The 13,831-nt window shown below is 65.2% G+C and carries 13 protein-coding genes; 10 read left to right on the top strand and 3 right to left on the bottom strand.

Going from position 1 to position 13,831, the window contains the following annotated elements; all coding sequences use genetic code 11:
• The first annotated feature begins 18 nt into the window (after positions 1-18).
• Positions 19-1,545 carry a tRNA (N6-isopentenyl adenosine(37)-C2)-methylthiotransferase MiaB gene (miaB, locus tag B4394_RS16580; RefSeq protein WP_078311137.1) on the top strand — a complete coding sequence of 509 codons (1,527 nt, stop codon included), beginning with the start codon at positions 19-21 and terminating at the stop codon, positions 1,543-1,545.
• On the top strand, positions 1,542-2,135 hold the full coding sequence (locus B4394_RS16575) for an Rv2732c family membrane protein (protein WP_078310969.1): 594 nt from the start codon (positions 1,542-1,544) through the stop codon (positions 2,133-2,135). Before miaB ends, B4394_RS16575 begins: the two co-directional genes overlap by 4 nt.
• Here the strand turns inward: B4394_RS16575 and B4394_RS16570 are convergent, their stop codons facing one another.
• Entirely contained in the window at positions 2,136-3,398 is a 1,263-nt protein-coding gene (locus tag B4394_RS16570) for a DUF349 domain-containing protein (RefSeq protein ID WP_217697773.1), read from the bottom strand. It lies immediately after the preceding gene.
• A 333-nt stretch (positions 3,399-3,731) separates the two neighbouring features.
• On the opposite strand from B4394_RS16570, the gene B4394_RS16565 reads away from it, so the two are divergent.
• The 4 genes from B4394_RS16565 to hflX all read left to right on the top strand — a co-directional run bounded on the left by B4394_RS16565 (position 3,732) and on the right by hflX (position 7,702).
• Positions 3,732-4,403, top strand: a complete 672-nt coding sequence (locus tag B4394_RS16565; RefSeq protein ID WP_078315719.1) for a class III extradiol ring-cleavage dioxygenase family protein — start codon at positions 3,732-3,734, stop codon at positions 4,401-4,403.
• Entirely contained in the window at positions 4,403-5,332 is a 930-nt protein-coding gene (gene miaA, locus B4394_RS16560; protein WP_078315718.1) for a tRNA (adenosine(37)-N6)-dimethylallyltransferase MiaA, read from the top strand. The genes B4394_RS16565 and miaA overlap by 1 nt, the downstream gene beginning before the upstream one ends.
• Positions 5,329-6,225: a diaminopimelate epimerase gene (gene dapF / locus B4394_RS16555; protein WP_078315717.1), complete on the top strand. Its 897-nt coding sequence runs from the start codon at positions 5,329-5,331 to the stop codon at positions 6,223-6,225. Before miaA ends, dapF begins: the two co-directional genes overlap by 4 nt.
• Before the next feature lie 79 nt (positions 6,226-6,304).
• The gene (gene hflX / locus B4394_RS16550) at positions 6,305-7,702 is read left to right on the top strand and encodes a GTPase HflX (protein ID WP_078315716.1); all 1,398 of its coding nucleotides are present in this window, start codon (positions 6,305-6,307) and stop codon (positions 7,700-7,702) included.
• On the opposite strand, the gene B4394_RS16545 is transcribed toward hflX, so the two are convergent.
• Positions 7,699-9,990 carry a molybdopterin-dependent oxidoreductase gene (locus B4394_RS16545; RefSeq protein WP_078315715.1) on the bottom strand — a complete coding sequence of 764 codons (2,292 nt, stop codon included), beginning with the start codon at positions 9,988-9,990 and terminating at the stop codon, positions 7,699-7,701. The genes hflX and B4394_RS16545 overlap by 4 nt on opposite strands.
• A gap of 110 nt (positions 9,991-10,100) precedes the next feature.
• Between B4394_RS16545 and B4394_RS16540 the strand changes: the two genes are divergently transcribed.
• Positions 10,101-11,255 carry an acyl-CoA dehydrogenase family protein gene (locus B4394_RS16540; protein ID WP_078310963.1) on the top strand — a complete coding sequence of 385 codons (1,155 nt, stop codon included), beginning with the start codon at positions 10,101-10,103 and terminating at the stop codon, positions 11,253-11,255.
• 6 nt (positions 11,256-11,261) lie between these two features.
• Positions 11,262-11,807: a GNAT family N-acetyltransferase gene (locus B4394_RS16535; RefSeq protein ID WP_078315714.1), complete on the top strand. Its 546-nt coding sequence runs from the start codon at positions 11,262-11,264 to the stop codon at positions 11,805-11,807.
• Here B4394_RS16535 and lexA read toward each other — a convergent pair.
• On the bottom strand, positions 11,804-12,478 hold the full coding sequence (gene lexA, locus B4394_RS16530; RefSeq protein ID WP_078310961.1) for a transcriptional repressor LexA: 675 nt from the start codon (positions 12,476-12,478) through the stop codon (positions 11,804-11,806). The two genes, B4394_RS16535 and lexA, sit on opposite strands and share 4 nt — an antisense overlap.
• Before the next feature lie 229 nt (positions 12,479-12,707).
• Between lexA and B4394_RS16525 the strand changes: the two genes are divergently transcribed.
• Both B4394_RS16525 and nrdR read left to right on the top strand, forming a co-directional pair.
• Positions 12,708-13,217, top strand: coding sequence for a LysM peptidoglycan-binding domain-containing protein (locus B4394_RS16525; RefSeq protein ID WP_078310960.1), 510 nt, complete (start codon positions 12,708-12,710; stop codon positions 13,215-13,217).
• Between the two features lie 130 nt (positions 13,218-13,347).
• Complete coding sequence (nrdR, locus tag B4394_RS16520; protein ID WP_078310959.1) at positions 13,348-13,812, top strand: transcriptional regulator NrdR; 465 nt, start codon at positions 13,348-13,350, stop codon at positions 13,810-13,812.
• The last annotated feature ends 19 nt before the right edge of the window (positions 13,813-13,831 follow it).

Here is a 13,831-nt window from a genome sequence, read left to right as displayed (position 1 = left end):
GGCACGTACCATAAGTCCGTGACCAGTACCGTGACTTCCGATCAATCGGCGGTCCGGACGTACCAGGTCCGCACCTACGGCTGCCAGATGAATGTGCACGACTCCGAGCGGGTGTCGGGCCTCCTGGATGCGGCCGGATACGTCAAGGCCCCCGACGGCACCGACGCCGACATCGTCATCTTCAACACCTGCGCGGTGCGTGAGAACGCCGATAACAAGCTGTACGGAAACATCAGCCATCTCGCACCGCGTAAGGCCGCCAACCCGAACATGCAGATCGCCGTCGGTGGTTGCCTCGCCCAGAAGGACCGCGAGGGCATGCTCAAGAAGGCGCCGTGGGTCGACGTCGTCTTCGGCACTCACAACATCGGATCGCTGCCCACGCTGCTGGAGCGGGCACGTCACAACAACGAGGCCCAGGTCGAGATCGTCGAGGCCCTCGAACACTTTCCGTCGGCGCTGCCCGCCACCCGCGAATCGGCCTACGCGGCGTGGGTGTCGATCTCGGTGGGCTGCAACAACACCTGCACCTTTTGTATCGTTCCCTCTTTGCGGGGCAAAGAGATCGATCGGCGTCCCGGCGACATCCTCGCCGAGGTGCAGGCGCTGGTGGACCAGGGTGTGCTGGAGGTGACGCTGCTCGGTCAGAACGTCAACGCCTACGGCATCAACTTCGCCGATCCCGACATTGCCCGCGATCGCGGCGCTTTCGCCGATCTGCTGCGCGCCTGCGGCCGCATCGAGGGGCTGGAGCGGGTGCGATTCACCTCTCCACACCCCGCTGAATTCACCGATGACGTCATCGAGGCCATGGCACAGACCCCGAACGTGTGCCCCCAGCTGCATATGCCGCTGCAATCCGGTTCTGATCGCGTCCTCAAGGCGATGCGCCGGTCTTACCGCTCCGAGCGCTTCCTATCGATCATCGACAAGGTACGTGCGGTCATGCCGGACGCCGCCATCACCACCGACATCATTGTCGGATTCCCCGGCGAGACCGAAGAGGACTTCGAGCAGACACTTGAGGTTGTGCGTCGCGCACGCTTCTGCAGCGCGTTCACCTTCCAGTACTCAATCCGGCCGGGGACACCGGCGGCCGAGCTTCCTGATCAGCTGCCGAAAGCCGTTGTGCAGGAACGCTATGACCGGCTCATCGTGCTGCAGGAATCCATCACGCTGGAAGAGAATCAGAAGCAGATCGGTCGGCAGATCGAGGTGCTGATCGCCACCGGCGAAGGCCGTAAAGACGGCGAGACCGCGCGCATGAGCGGACGTGCCCGCGACGGCCGGTTGGTGCACTTCCGGCCGCAAGGACAGCTGGACGGTGAGTTGCGTCCCGGCGATGTCATCACCGTCGACGTCACCGGCGCGGCGCCGCATCACCTGATCGCCGACGGGGGAGTGCTCAGCCATCGGCGCACCCGGGCCGGTGATGCACACGAAACCGGCAAAAAACCGTCTACATCGGGAATCGGCTTGGGCATGCCGGCAATTGGAGCCCCGAAGGCGACAGAGCAGATTGAGGTTGCAGGGTGCGGGCTATGAGTGACGCGGAATCCGGAAAAGAAGACGCCGAGTTCGAGGAGTTCCGCAGAGACATCGACGCGGCCGAGAAGAAGGTCGCCGGAGAGATCGATCCGGGCGCGCGCGCCCTCGTGGTGGCCGTCCTGGTCTTCGCGCTACTTCTCACGTTTGTGCTGCCGCACACCGGACATGCCAGAGGATTCGACGTTCTGCTCAATGGAGCGATAGCGGACCAGGAATCTGTGCGGGTGCCGTCCCGGATCTTCGTGTGGCTCGCGATGGTCTTCGGTGTCGGGTTTTCCATGCTGGCCTTACTGACCCGCCGCTGGGTGCTGTCCTGGATCGCGCTGGCGGGCTCGTTCGTTGCCAGTGTGATTGGCATGCTTGCGATTTGGACCCGTCAGACCGCTGGAGCCGGACATCCCGGCCCGGGGATCGGTTTGGTGGTCGCCTGGATCGCCGTCATTCTGTTGACTTTCCACTGGGCGCGTGTGGTGTGGTCGCGTACTGCGGTGCAGCTGGCGGCCGAGCAGCAGCGGCGCGAGGCGGCCAAGCGAGATCAGCGCACCTTCCTCGACGACGCCTTCGAGGACGACGGGGACGAGCGGTAACTAGCGCGACCGGCTCTTGACCGCGGCCACCGCCGCATCGGCCCATTCCTGCCACTGCTTGGCACTGGCACGGGCCTTCTCGGCATCCTTGGCCTTGCCCGCGGCTTCCGCCTTGGCGGCCTGCTCCTCGAACTGGCGTGCGCGAACGCGGAATTGCTCGGCGCGTGCCTCCGCCTCGGGATCGCCCCAGCCGGATTCACCAGCGTCGCGCACCTTCTTCTCTACCGCGCGCAGCCGCCGTTCCAGATCCGTCTGCTGCTCACGCGGCACCTTTCCGATGGCATCCCACTTGTCACCGATGGCCCGCAGTGCCGCCCGGGCGCCATCTACATCGGCCTCCGGATCGATCTTCTCGGCCTCGACCAGCAATGCGCGCTTGGCGTCCGCGTTGGCCACGAATTCGGCATCGCGGGAAGCAGATTCGGCGTTGCGGGCAGCGAAGAACTTGTCCTGAGCCGCTTTGAAGCGGTGCCACAGGTTGTCATCGGTCTCCCGGGGAGCCCGACCAGCGGCCTTCCAGTCGTTCAGCAGATTCCGGAATGCCGCGGAGGTTGCGCCCCAGTCGGTGGAATCCGAGAGTGCCTCAGCCTGCTTGCACAGGTCTTCCTTCTTCTCCCGTGCCCCGGCGCGTTCGCGGTCCAGTTCGGCGAAATGCGCGCCGCGCCTGCGGTTAAACGTCTCGCGTGCGGTTGAGTACCGCTTCCACAGGGCATCGTCGGTCTTGCGATCGACACCATGGATGGATTTCCACTCGTCGAGAATGACCCGGATCCGATCACCGGCGGCCTTCCACTGTGTGGAATTGTTCGCGAGCTCCTCGGCTTCGGCGGCGAGTTCCTCCTTGCGGGAGATGCTCGCTGAACGAGCCTCATCGCGTTGCACGCGTGCCGCGGCGGCCTGGGCGTCCGCGGACTCCACGAGCGCCGACAGGCGTGCGGACAGCGAGTCCACATCGCCGAGGACGGCCGCGGTGGGCAGCGTCTCTGCGAGGTGCTCGGCGGCGGTCTTGATCTTGCGCGCGTCGCCGGAACCCGAGCCGAGCCGCAATTCCAGTAGCTGGATTTCGGTCTCCAGGTCTTCGAACCGACGGCCGAAATGGGTATACGCCGCGTCGGCATCTCCGGCCTGCCACGATCCGATCTGGCGTTCACCGGCTGACGTGATCAGCCAGACGCTGCCGTCGTCATCCACACGGCCGAACTTGTGTGGATCGACATGATGGGCCGCAGGAGCGGGCGCCGATGCTGCGGGACGCCGCGGCATCGGATGAGGTTTCGGCCCCGGCCGGGGGACGGGGGCAGCTCCGGGCTGGTGGGCGGGAGCAACGTTCTCTTGTTGTGGTGACTGATCCGGCATCGAAACCTCTTCCTGCAATTGTTGCCGCGCAACACGGCGCCCTAAGCTCACTACACCGTTCATTCAAACAGGTGTCATCGCCGCACGGGCGAACATATGCCAGATGATTCCGCGAGGAGGCCGCGATGTCCGAGGCGGATATCGCGTCGGCACTCGCTGTCGGAGCTGCCGCGTGCATCGCGTTTGGCGATGTCATCCACCCAAAGACCGCGAACCCCAGCCAGGGGGTGACCTAGCATCGTGGATCTTTCGATAGCGATCTGCCCGTCGACCCCGCTGCTGGTGCCCGAGCTGGGCGGTGCGGCCGCCCACGAGACCGCTGACCTGCGTGAGGCCGCGATTGCGGCGGTGCGAAGCCTGCCCACACGATGGATCGCGATCGGGGCGGGGGACGGCCGATATGGCGGCGACGTGTCGGGCACCTTCGCCGGATACGGGGTTGACGTGCGTGTTTCGCTCTCATCGAGGCCCGCCGCCTCTGTCGAACTGCCGCTGCCCGTGCTCATCGCCGGGTGGTTGCGGGCCCGAGTGGAGGCCGCCGAGGTGCAGGTGCGACTTGTCGGTGTCTCCGGTGCGGACGGGGCCGCTTGCGGACGGGCCTTGCGTGATGAGATCGAGGCATTGCCGACGCCCCCGGGGGTACTCGTCATCGCCGACGGTGCCAACACCCTCACCGACAAGGCGCCCGGGGGTTATCGGCCCGACGCCGGGGCCGCGCAGCAGGGACTTGTCGGCGCGCTTGCTCATGGGGACGTGGCCGCACTGTGCGGTCTCTCGGATGTGATCACCGGGGGCGCTGTCTACCGGGCACTTGCCGGATTGGTGGGTTCGGACGCCGTTCAGGCCCGGTGCCTGTACCAAGGTTCCCCGTACGGGGTTGGCTACTTCGCGGGCACCTGGCAGGTGTCGTGATGCGACCTATCGCGGTCATCGGCCCCACCGCCACCGGCAAGTCGGCCCTCGCGCTAGAGCTCGCCGAGCGGCTGGGCGGCGAGATCGTCAACGCCGACGCGATGCAGCTGTATCGCGGTATGGATATCGGTACCGCCAAGGTGCCTGAGGCAGAGCGCCGGGGCATTCCACACCACATGCTCGATGTGCTCGATGTGGCAGAGACCGCCACCGTCGCGACCTATCAACAGGACGCCGTTGCGGCCATCGATGACATCCAGGCACGAGGACATGTGCCCGTGATCGTCGGCGGATCGATGATGTATATCCAGGCCTTACTTGATGATTGGACGTTTCCCGCGACGGATGCGCAGGTGCGGGCGCGCTGGGAGCAGCGGCTGGCGGAGATTGGAGTCGCCGCGTTGCACGCCGAACTCGCCACCCGGGACCCGGCAGCGGCAGCGGTCATCCTGCCCACCGACGGGCGTCGCACGGTGCGGGCACTGGAGGTAATCGAACTCACCGGGCAGCCATTCGCCGCGTCGGCGCCAACTATCGGCTCGCCACGGTGGGACACGTTGATCGTGGGATTGGACTGGGAGACGGACAAACTCGACGAGCGGATCGCGCGGCGCACGGATCTGATGTTCGAGCAGGGATTTGTCGCGGAGGTCGAGCAGCTGTTGGGTGTCGGCCTGCGTGAGGGTGTCACGGCATCGAGGGCGATCGGATATGCCCAGGTGATCGCGGCGCTGGATACCGGGGGAGGCGCCGGCGACCTGGCACAGGCGCGTGAACTGACATTCATGGGCACCCGGCGCTATGTGCGTCGGCAGCGATCGTGGTTTGGCCGCGACCATCGCATCATGTGGCTGGCAGGCAGCGACGGTGACGCAGCCGGACTCTGCGGCGAAATTGAGTCGCGGTGGCGCCTATCCTCGGATACGTGAAGTTCACCAAGGGCCACGGCACCCAGAACGACTTCGTGGTGCTGCCGGACGTCCACATCAAGCGGGATCTGTCGGTGCCCGCTGTACAGGCGCTGTGTGATCGGCAACGCGGTCTTGGCGCCGACGGCGTGCTGCGCGTGACCACTGTGGGCGCGGCCCTCGAGGGCGGGGTGCTGGCCGAGAAGCCGGCCGGGGTCAGCAGCGAAGACTGGTTCATGGACTACCGCAATGCCGACGGTTCGATCGCCGAAATGTGCGGGAACGGTGTCCGGGTGTTCGCGCACTATCTGCGGTCGGTGGGGCTGGAGCACCGCGACGAGTTCGTTGTCGCGTCACTGGCCGGGCCCCGGCCAGTGACTATCAACTCCTGGAGCCAGCTCGCCGCCGACGTGACCGTCGACATGGGGCCGGTTAAGGAGTTCGGCGCTGGTGAGGCGACTGTCGGCGGCCGGCGGTTCTCCGGTCTGGCCATCGATGTGGGCAATCCGCACTTGGCCTGCGTGGACGCTGATCTGTCCGCTGAGGATCTGCGCATGCTCGACGTGGGTGCTCCGGTGGAGTTCGGCGAAGAGCTGTTTCCCGACGGGGTCAATATCGAGGTGCTGACGGCCCCCGTCGACGGCACCGACGGTGCCGCAGGCGCGGTGCAGATGCGGGTCCACGAACGGGGCGTCGGCGAGACGCGTTCCTGTGGAACAGGAACCGTGGCGGCCGCCTATGCCGCACTGCGGCACCTCGGACTGTCGGCCGGTGAGATTGTGGTCGACATCCCCGGTGGACAGGTCCGGGTGACAGTAACCGCCGATTCCAGCTTCCTGCGTGGGCCGTCGATGCTGCTGGCCGACGGCGAAATCTCCGACGAATGGTGGGGCGGCATTGGCGCCTGCGGATAATTGGGATGCGATCGATGAGCCACAGGTGGGAGCATCGGTGCGCGATGAGCGAACCGCGCGAAGAGCAGACAGCCGAGATATGAATTCGACGTCCTATCAGACACCCACCGATGGCGAACTGGCGCTGGAAGACCGCGCCGCGCTCAAGCGTGTGGCGGGGCTCTCCACCGAACTTGCCGATGTCACCGAGGTCGAGTACCGGCAGCTGCGCCTGGAACGGGTTGTGCTGGTGGGTGTCTGGACCGACGGGACCTCCCATGAGGCCGATGTCAGCATGGCCGAACTCGCGGCGCTCGCCGAGACCGCCGGGTCCGAGGTGCTCGAAGCGTTGATTCAGCGTCGTCAAAAGCCAGATCCGGCAACATATATCGGATCCGGCAAGGCGATCGAGCTGCGCGAGATCGTGTTGGCCACTGGTGCCGACACCGTGATCTGCGACGGTGAGCTCAGCCCGGCGCAGCTGGTAGCGCTGGAGAAGGCAGTGAAGGTCAAGGTCATCGACCGCACCGCGCTGATTCTGGATATCTTCGCCCAGCACGCCACCAGCCGCGAGGGCAAAGCGCAGGTGTCGCTGGCGCAGATGGAGTACATGCTGCCGCGGCTGCGTGGCTGGGGTGAATCCATGTCCCGCCAGGCCGGTGGCCGCGCCGGCGGCGCAGGTGGCGGTGTGGGTACCCGTGGCCCCGGTGAGACGAAGATCGAGACCGACCGGCGCCGGATCCGCGAACGCATGTCCAAGCTGCGTCGCGAGATCCGCGAAATGAAGACGGTTCGTGACACCAAGCGCAGCCGTCGCCTCGAGAGTGATGCTCCGTCGATTGCCATCGTCGGCTACACCAATGCCGGTAAGTCGAGCCTGCTGAACGCGATCACCGGTGCCGGGGTGCTGGTCCAGGATGCGTTGTTCGCCACCCTCGAACCGACAACGCGGCGCGGAACATTTGATGACGGACGCGAATTCGTCATCACGGACACCGTCGGTTTCGTACGGCACCTGCCCACCCAATTGGTGGAGGCGTTTCGGTCCACTCTGGAAGAGGTGGCCGACGCGGACCTGCTCGTCCACGTGGTGGACGGCTCCGATCTGGCGCCGCTGGCCCAGATCGAGGCGGTGCGCGCGGTGATCAGTGAGGTTGTCGCCGACCATGATTCATCGGCGGCACCGGAGCTGCTGGTGATCAACAAGATCGATGCTGCGGGTGATCTTGCCTTGGCGCAGCTGCGTCGCGCACTGCCCCAGGCGCTGTTCGTCTCGGCGCACACCGGCGACGGGGTCGCCAGGCTCCGAGCGGCCATCGCCGAGACGGTGCCCCGCGCGGATGTGCCCGTCGACGTGGTCATCCCGTACGAACGCGGTGACTTGGTGGCCCGAATCCATACCGAGGGTCAGGTGCATTCCACCGAACATCTGGCGGAGGGCACGCGCGTGGTGGGCAGGGTGCCTCGGGCGCTGGCCGCGCTTCTCGCCGGGCTCTAGTCGCGCGGAACGAGCTGCGGCGGGATGTGTGCCCGAACCGGCGGCAGTGATTCCTCGAACCGCTCGATCTGCACCAGCACGTGCTGACCGGTGCACCCCTGTGCCAAGGACGAGGTTCCTGAATCGTCGGTCAGGACATTGGGATTGCCGTGTGCGCAGAGCGAATCTGGATCGGACGGATCGATCGGGTCGTACCACGCGCCGGTGGACAGCTGCACCACCCGGTGCCGTAGGCCTTCGTCCAGAACCGCCCCGGCCAGGCACGCACCGCGGTCGTTGAAGACCCGCACCACGTCGCCGTCACCGATCCCGCGCTCGGCGGCGTCGGCCGGATGTATGCGGATGGGTTCGCGTCCCTGAACTTTTGAGGCCTGGCTGGTGCCGCCGAAATCGAGCTGGCTGTGCAGCCGGGTCCGCGGCTGATTGGCAATCAGGTGCAGTGGGAAGCTTTGGGCGCGTTCACCGTTCAGCCATTCTGTGGGCTCGTACCACTGCGGGTGGCCGCCGCAGTCGGCGTATCCGAAACTGTCGATGGTCTCCGAGAAGATCTCGATGCGCCCGCTCGGGGTGTGCAGCGGGTGCGCGTCTGGGTTGTCACGGAAGTCCGAGAGCAGAGTCAGGCCGGGATCGGTCGGCAACTGCAGGTAGCCCTGCTCCCAGAACTCGTCGAAGGTTGGCACCGCGAAATCGCGGGCCGCGGCCCAATCGGTGTAAATGTGACGTAGCCACTGCGCGGCGGTGCGTCCCTCGGAGAACTCGTCGCCGAACCCGAGCCTTTCGGCGAGCGCCGAGAATGTCGTGTAGTCATCGCGCGAGTTGGCATAGGGCGATGTCGCGGCCTTCATCGCCACCAGCAGGGGGTCGTTGCGGCTTCCGGAGAAGTCGTCGCGTTCCAGGCTGGTGGTAGACGGCACCACGATATCGGCGTGCTTGGCCATGGCCGTCCACACCGGATCGTGCACCACGACGGTGTCGACGCGCGCCAGCGCACGGCGCAGTCGCGGCAGGTTCTGATGGTGGTGGAACGGATTTCCGCCCGCCCAGTAGACGCATCGGATGTCCGGCAGTGTGAGTGTCTGACCGTTGTAGGCCAGTGTCTGGCCGGGCCGCAGCAGCAGCTCACTGATGGCCGCCACCGGGATGAACGTCGCAACCGGGTTGGGCCCCTGGGGGAAGGTCGGCAGCGGGCAGCTGACCGGGGCCAGTCCCGCCTCGTTCATCGAGCCATAACCGTGGCCGAAACCACCTCCGGGAAGCCCGATCTGACCGAGCATCGCGGCCAGGGTGAGCCCCATCCACGGGGCCTGTTCGCCGTGGCGCACCCGCTGCAGCGACCAGCTGACCGTCACCAGGGTGCGCCCGGCCGCCATTCGCCGCGCCAGTGTGCGCAGCTCGTCAGCGTCCAGAGCACTGATACTCGCAGCCCATTCCGGGGTCTTGGGTACACCGTCGTCGATCCCCAGGAGATAGTGCTCAAACCGTTCATAGCCGGTGCAGTAGGAGCGTAGGAAGGCCAGGTTGGCCAGACCTTCCACGGCCAGCACATGGGCCAGCGCGAGCATGACCGTGACGTCGGTCCCGGGAACAGGTGCGTGCCATTCGCATTCGCCGTCGATGTCATCGCGCAGCGGACTGAAGGAGACGATGCGCCCGCCGCGGGCGCGGAACCTGTCGAGGGCATCACGAGCCGGATGCGCGGTGGTGCCGCCATGGTTGACACCGGTGTTCTTCAGGGCCATACCGCCGAATGAGACCAGGAGGTCGGTGTTCTCGACGATGACATCCCATGACGTCGACCTCTTGAACAGCCCGTCGTGGGTGCCGACGACGTGCGGCATGATGACGCCGGTTGCCCCCAGGCTGTACGAATGACGTGAAAAGGTGTACCCGCCGAGCAGTTTCAGGAACCGGTGTACCTGACTCTGGGCATGATGGAACCGTCCCGCGCTGGCCCAGCCGTACGAGCCGCCGTAAATGGCTTCGTTGCCATGAGTGTCGACGATCCGCCGTAGTTCATCGGCCAGTAGTTCGGTGAGCTCGTGCCAGGACACCTCGACGTACTCGTCGGAGCCGCGTGCTGTGCTGGGACCGGGTCCGTCCCGCAGCCAGCCGCGGCGTACGGATGGCGCGGTTACTCGGGCCTGGTGGCGGATCGAACCGGGAATGTTCTGCAGCAGCGGTGACGGGTCCAGATCGGTCGGGATAGGCGTGACGCCGATCACTTCGCCGTCGCGGATCTCGGGGGTAAATGCACCCCAGTGCGTGTGTGAAAGTGCCAGCTTGGTCACCTCAGTCAGCCTAGGCTTTCTGTCCGTCGAAACCAGGTAGGCGAGTACCAACCGACCAGTGGGTTGGTATACATTCTGCCGAGTACGTAAACCCAAACCGGAAGGTGATCATGGCCGGCGCTGTTAAGTTCAAACGCACCATTTTCGAACCCGAGCACGAACTGTTCCGCGAGTCGTTCAAGACCTTCCTGGAACGGCATGCCGAGCCGTACCGGGAGGAGTGGGACGAGAACAAGATCGTCGACCGCTCTCTCTGGGTCGAGGCGGGCAAACAGGGCTTCCTGGGCACTGACATGCCTGAGGAGTTCGGCGGCGGCGGACTCGTCGATTTCCGCTACAACGCCATCATCGGCGAAGAGATCACCAAGGCTCGCCAGTCGGGTATCGGTTTCACTTTGCACAACGATGTCGCGGGTCCGTACTTCCGGGATCTGGCCAACGACGAGCAGAAGGCCCGCTGGTTCCCCGGTTTCTGTTCCGGTGAGCTGATCACCGCCATCGCCATGACCGAGCCGGGCACCGGAAGCGACCTGCAGGGCATCAAGACCCGCGCGGTCAAGGACGGCGATCATTACATTCTCAACGGCTCGAAGACCTTCATCACCAACGGCATTAACGCCGACCTGGTGATCGTGGTCGCACAGACCGACCCCGAGAAGGGTGCGCTGGGCTTCAGCCTCATTGTCGTGGAACGCGGCATGGAGGGCTTTGAGCGCGGCCGCAAGCTCGACAAGATGGGCCTGGACGCGCAGGACACCGCCGAGCTGTCCTTTACCGATGTCCGGGTGCCCGCCGCCAACCTGCTGGGTGAAGAGGGCCAGGGCTTCATCTACCTCATGCAGAACCTGCCGCAGGAGCGCATGTCGATCGCCGTCGTGGCGGCCGCGGCGATGGAAACCATGCTTGAGGCGACCATCCAGTACACATCCGAGCGCAAGGCGTTTGGCAAGCCCATCAAGAGCTTCCAGAACAGCCGCTTTGTGCTGGCCGAGCTCGCTACCGATGCCACGATGATCCGGATTATGGTCGACGAGTTCATCACGCTGCTCAACAAGAAGGAACTGAGCGTCGAGCAGGCCGCGATGGCCAAGTGGTACAGCACCGAGAAGCAGGTTCACCTGATCGATCGCTGCCTGCAGCTGCACGGTGGGTATGGCTTCATGCGCGAGTACCCGGTTGCCCGGGCATACATGGATTCTCGTATCCAGACGATCTACGGCGGAACCACCGAGATCATGAAGGAGATCATCGGGCGTTCGCTCTAGCGCCTCATGATCATTCGTGACGCGACCGCCGATGACGCGGTCGCCTGCGCGGCGATCTACGCGCCGTATGTAACGGATACGGCCATCTCGTTCGAGGAGGTGCCGCCGTCGGATGCTGTTCTTGCCGAACGCATCCGCACGGCGGCCCACCGGCATGCCTGGCTTGTTGCCGAGGATGGCGGTGAGATCTTCGGGTATGCCTACGCGGTGCCGTGGAAATCACGGACCGCCTATCAGTGGGCGTGTGAGGTCAGTGTGTACGTGGACGGCACCCGGCAACAGCGCGGGACGGGCCGCCAGTTGTACACGGCGCTGCTCGACCGGCTGCGCTCTCGCGGTTATCGCACGGTGCTCGCCGTTGTCGTGGTTCCCAATCAGGCGAGTGAAAAGCTGCACCGGGCAATGGGATTCGAGAAAGTCGCATGCTACCGACGCATCGGCTACAAGTTGGGCAGCTGGCACGACGTGGCGCATTTCCAGCTGTTCCTGCCGTCCCTCGACGGCCGTGCAGGCGACGATTCCGCACCCGGACCGCCGCCTGGTGACGGCTAGATCTTGCGCAGGACGGTGACGACCTTGCCGAGGATGGCGGCGTCATTTCCGGGGATCGGCTCGAACAGTGGGTTGTGCGGCATCAGCCACACCTGACCCGTTGTCCGCTTGAATGTCTTGACGGTCGCCTCGCCGTCGATCATCGCCGCCACGATATCGCCGTTGTCGGCGACATTCTGCTGGCGGACCACTACCCAGTCGCCATCGCATATCGCGGCGTCGATCATCGATTCGCCGACCACCTTGAGCAAGAACAGCGATCCCTCGCCAACCAGCTCGCGGGGGAGCGGGAACACATCCTCTACGGCCTCCTCGGCCAGGATGGGACCACCGGCGGCGATACGGCCTAGGACGGGCACGAATGTTGGCTCGGGCAGGTCGCCGGAACCGGCCACATCGGTGGTCGCGGACGGGCCGCGGGAATCATCGATTCCTCGAACATCAACGGCGCGTGGACGATTTGGATCGCGCCGCAGGAAGCCCTTCTGTTCGAGGGTGCGTAGTTGATGGGCGACCGACGATGTCGAGGTAAGCCCGACGGCATCGCCGATTTCGCGGATGCTCGGGGGGTAACCCCGCTCATTCACCGATGCGCGGATGACCTCCAGGATGGTCCGCTGGCGCTCGGTCAGTGAACCGGTGGCGGGTCCCTTGCTGGGTGTATCGCTCATGGGCCCGAATCTAGACCTGTCGGCGGTATTTATCAAACATGTGTTCGATGCGTGTCGCGAATAGAGCCCGGGGGGCCGCGCGTAGGCGGCATTCGTGCAGCTCAAGACCACTTGTCGGTGGCGGATGCTACAAATCGATCACATGTTCGGACATCGAACACATGATCGAGTACATTCGAACATAAGAGCGAACGGGCCTACCGATCGACAGGACAGGAAGGGCACACAGATGAGCACAAACGTTCTCACCACACCGCGGTCTCGCGCTGCCGAGTACGCGTCACGCGATTACGCCCCGCAGGCACGTGCCTACAGCGCGGAGTACCCGCTGACTCAGCGTCGGGCGCTGCCGGTGCGCACCGTCGCCTATCGGAGGCCCGCCGGCCGGCCGGCCGCGTACCGGGGCACCGGTGTCCGGGTATCGGCGGTGCCGCATCGGGTGCATGGTCGTCGTCCGGTGAGCCTGAAGGCGACCATTGTTGTTTCGGTGGGTGCCGCGGTGGCGACGATGTGGCTGCTGATGCTCGGCCAGGTCAGTGCTGCCGGAGTCGGGGGAGTTGGTGTGCCGGAGCGTGTGGCGGTCGTCCAGGTCGCGCCCGGCGAGACCCTGGCCGACGTGGCCTCGCGTGTCGCGCCGGATGCCCCGCGCTCGGCGGTGGTGTCCAAGATCCGTGAACTCAATGAACTCGACTCGGCGACAGTACAAGCCGGTCAGACGCTGGTTTCTCCGGTCGGCTGATCGGCGAACGGGCGTGACCTTCGAACGTGTGGGAGCACGGGTATCCTCGAGACCGGTCTGGGCGCGCTGCGCTGTGTGTCAGCCCACCCAGCCCAGTGACTTGGAGTCCAGAACCGGCGAAGGAGCAGTAATGCACTGTCCGTTCTGCCGTCATCCAGACTCGCGCGTTGTCGATTCCCGTGAAGCGGATGAAGGTCAGGCGATACGTCGACGGCGATCGTGCCCGGAGTGCGGCCGTCGTTTCACCACTGTCGAGACCGCTGTGCTGGCCGTTGTGAAGCGCAGCGGTGTCACCGAGCCGTTCAGTCGCGACAAGGTCATCAAGGGCGTGCGCCGGGCCTGTCAGGGCCGCGATGTCGATGACGATGCGCTGAATCTGCTTGCCCAGCAGGTCGAAGATGCGGTCCGGGCCGCCGGGTCTCCAGAGATTCCCAGTAACGAGGTGGGCCTGGCCATCCTCGGCCCGCTACGTGACCTGGACGAGGTCGCCTATCTGCGCTTCGCCTCGGTGTATCGCGGATTTAGCTCCGCCGACGACTTCGAACGTGAGATCGCCGCGTTGCGCGCCCATCGGGACGCACCGACCGGATCCTGATCTTCGGCTGGGTCGACGC

It is taken from the genome of Mycobacterium sp. D16Q16 (assembly GCF_002013745.1).
Classification (GTDB): Bacteria; Actinomycetota; Actinomycetes; order Mycobacteriales; family Mycobacteriaceae; genus Mycobacterium.
The sequence above is the reverse complement of the archived record's forward strand: the minus strand, read 5'-3'. Positions and strand labels throughout refer to the sequence as shown.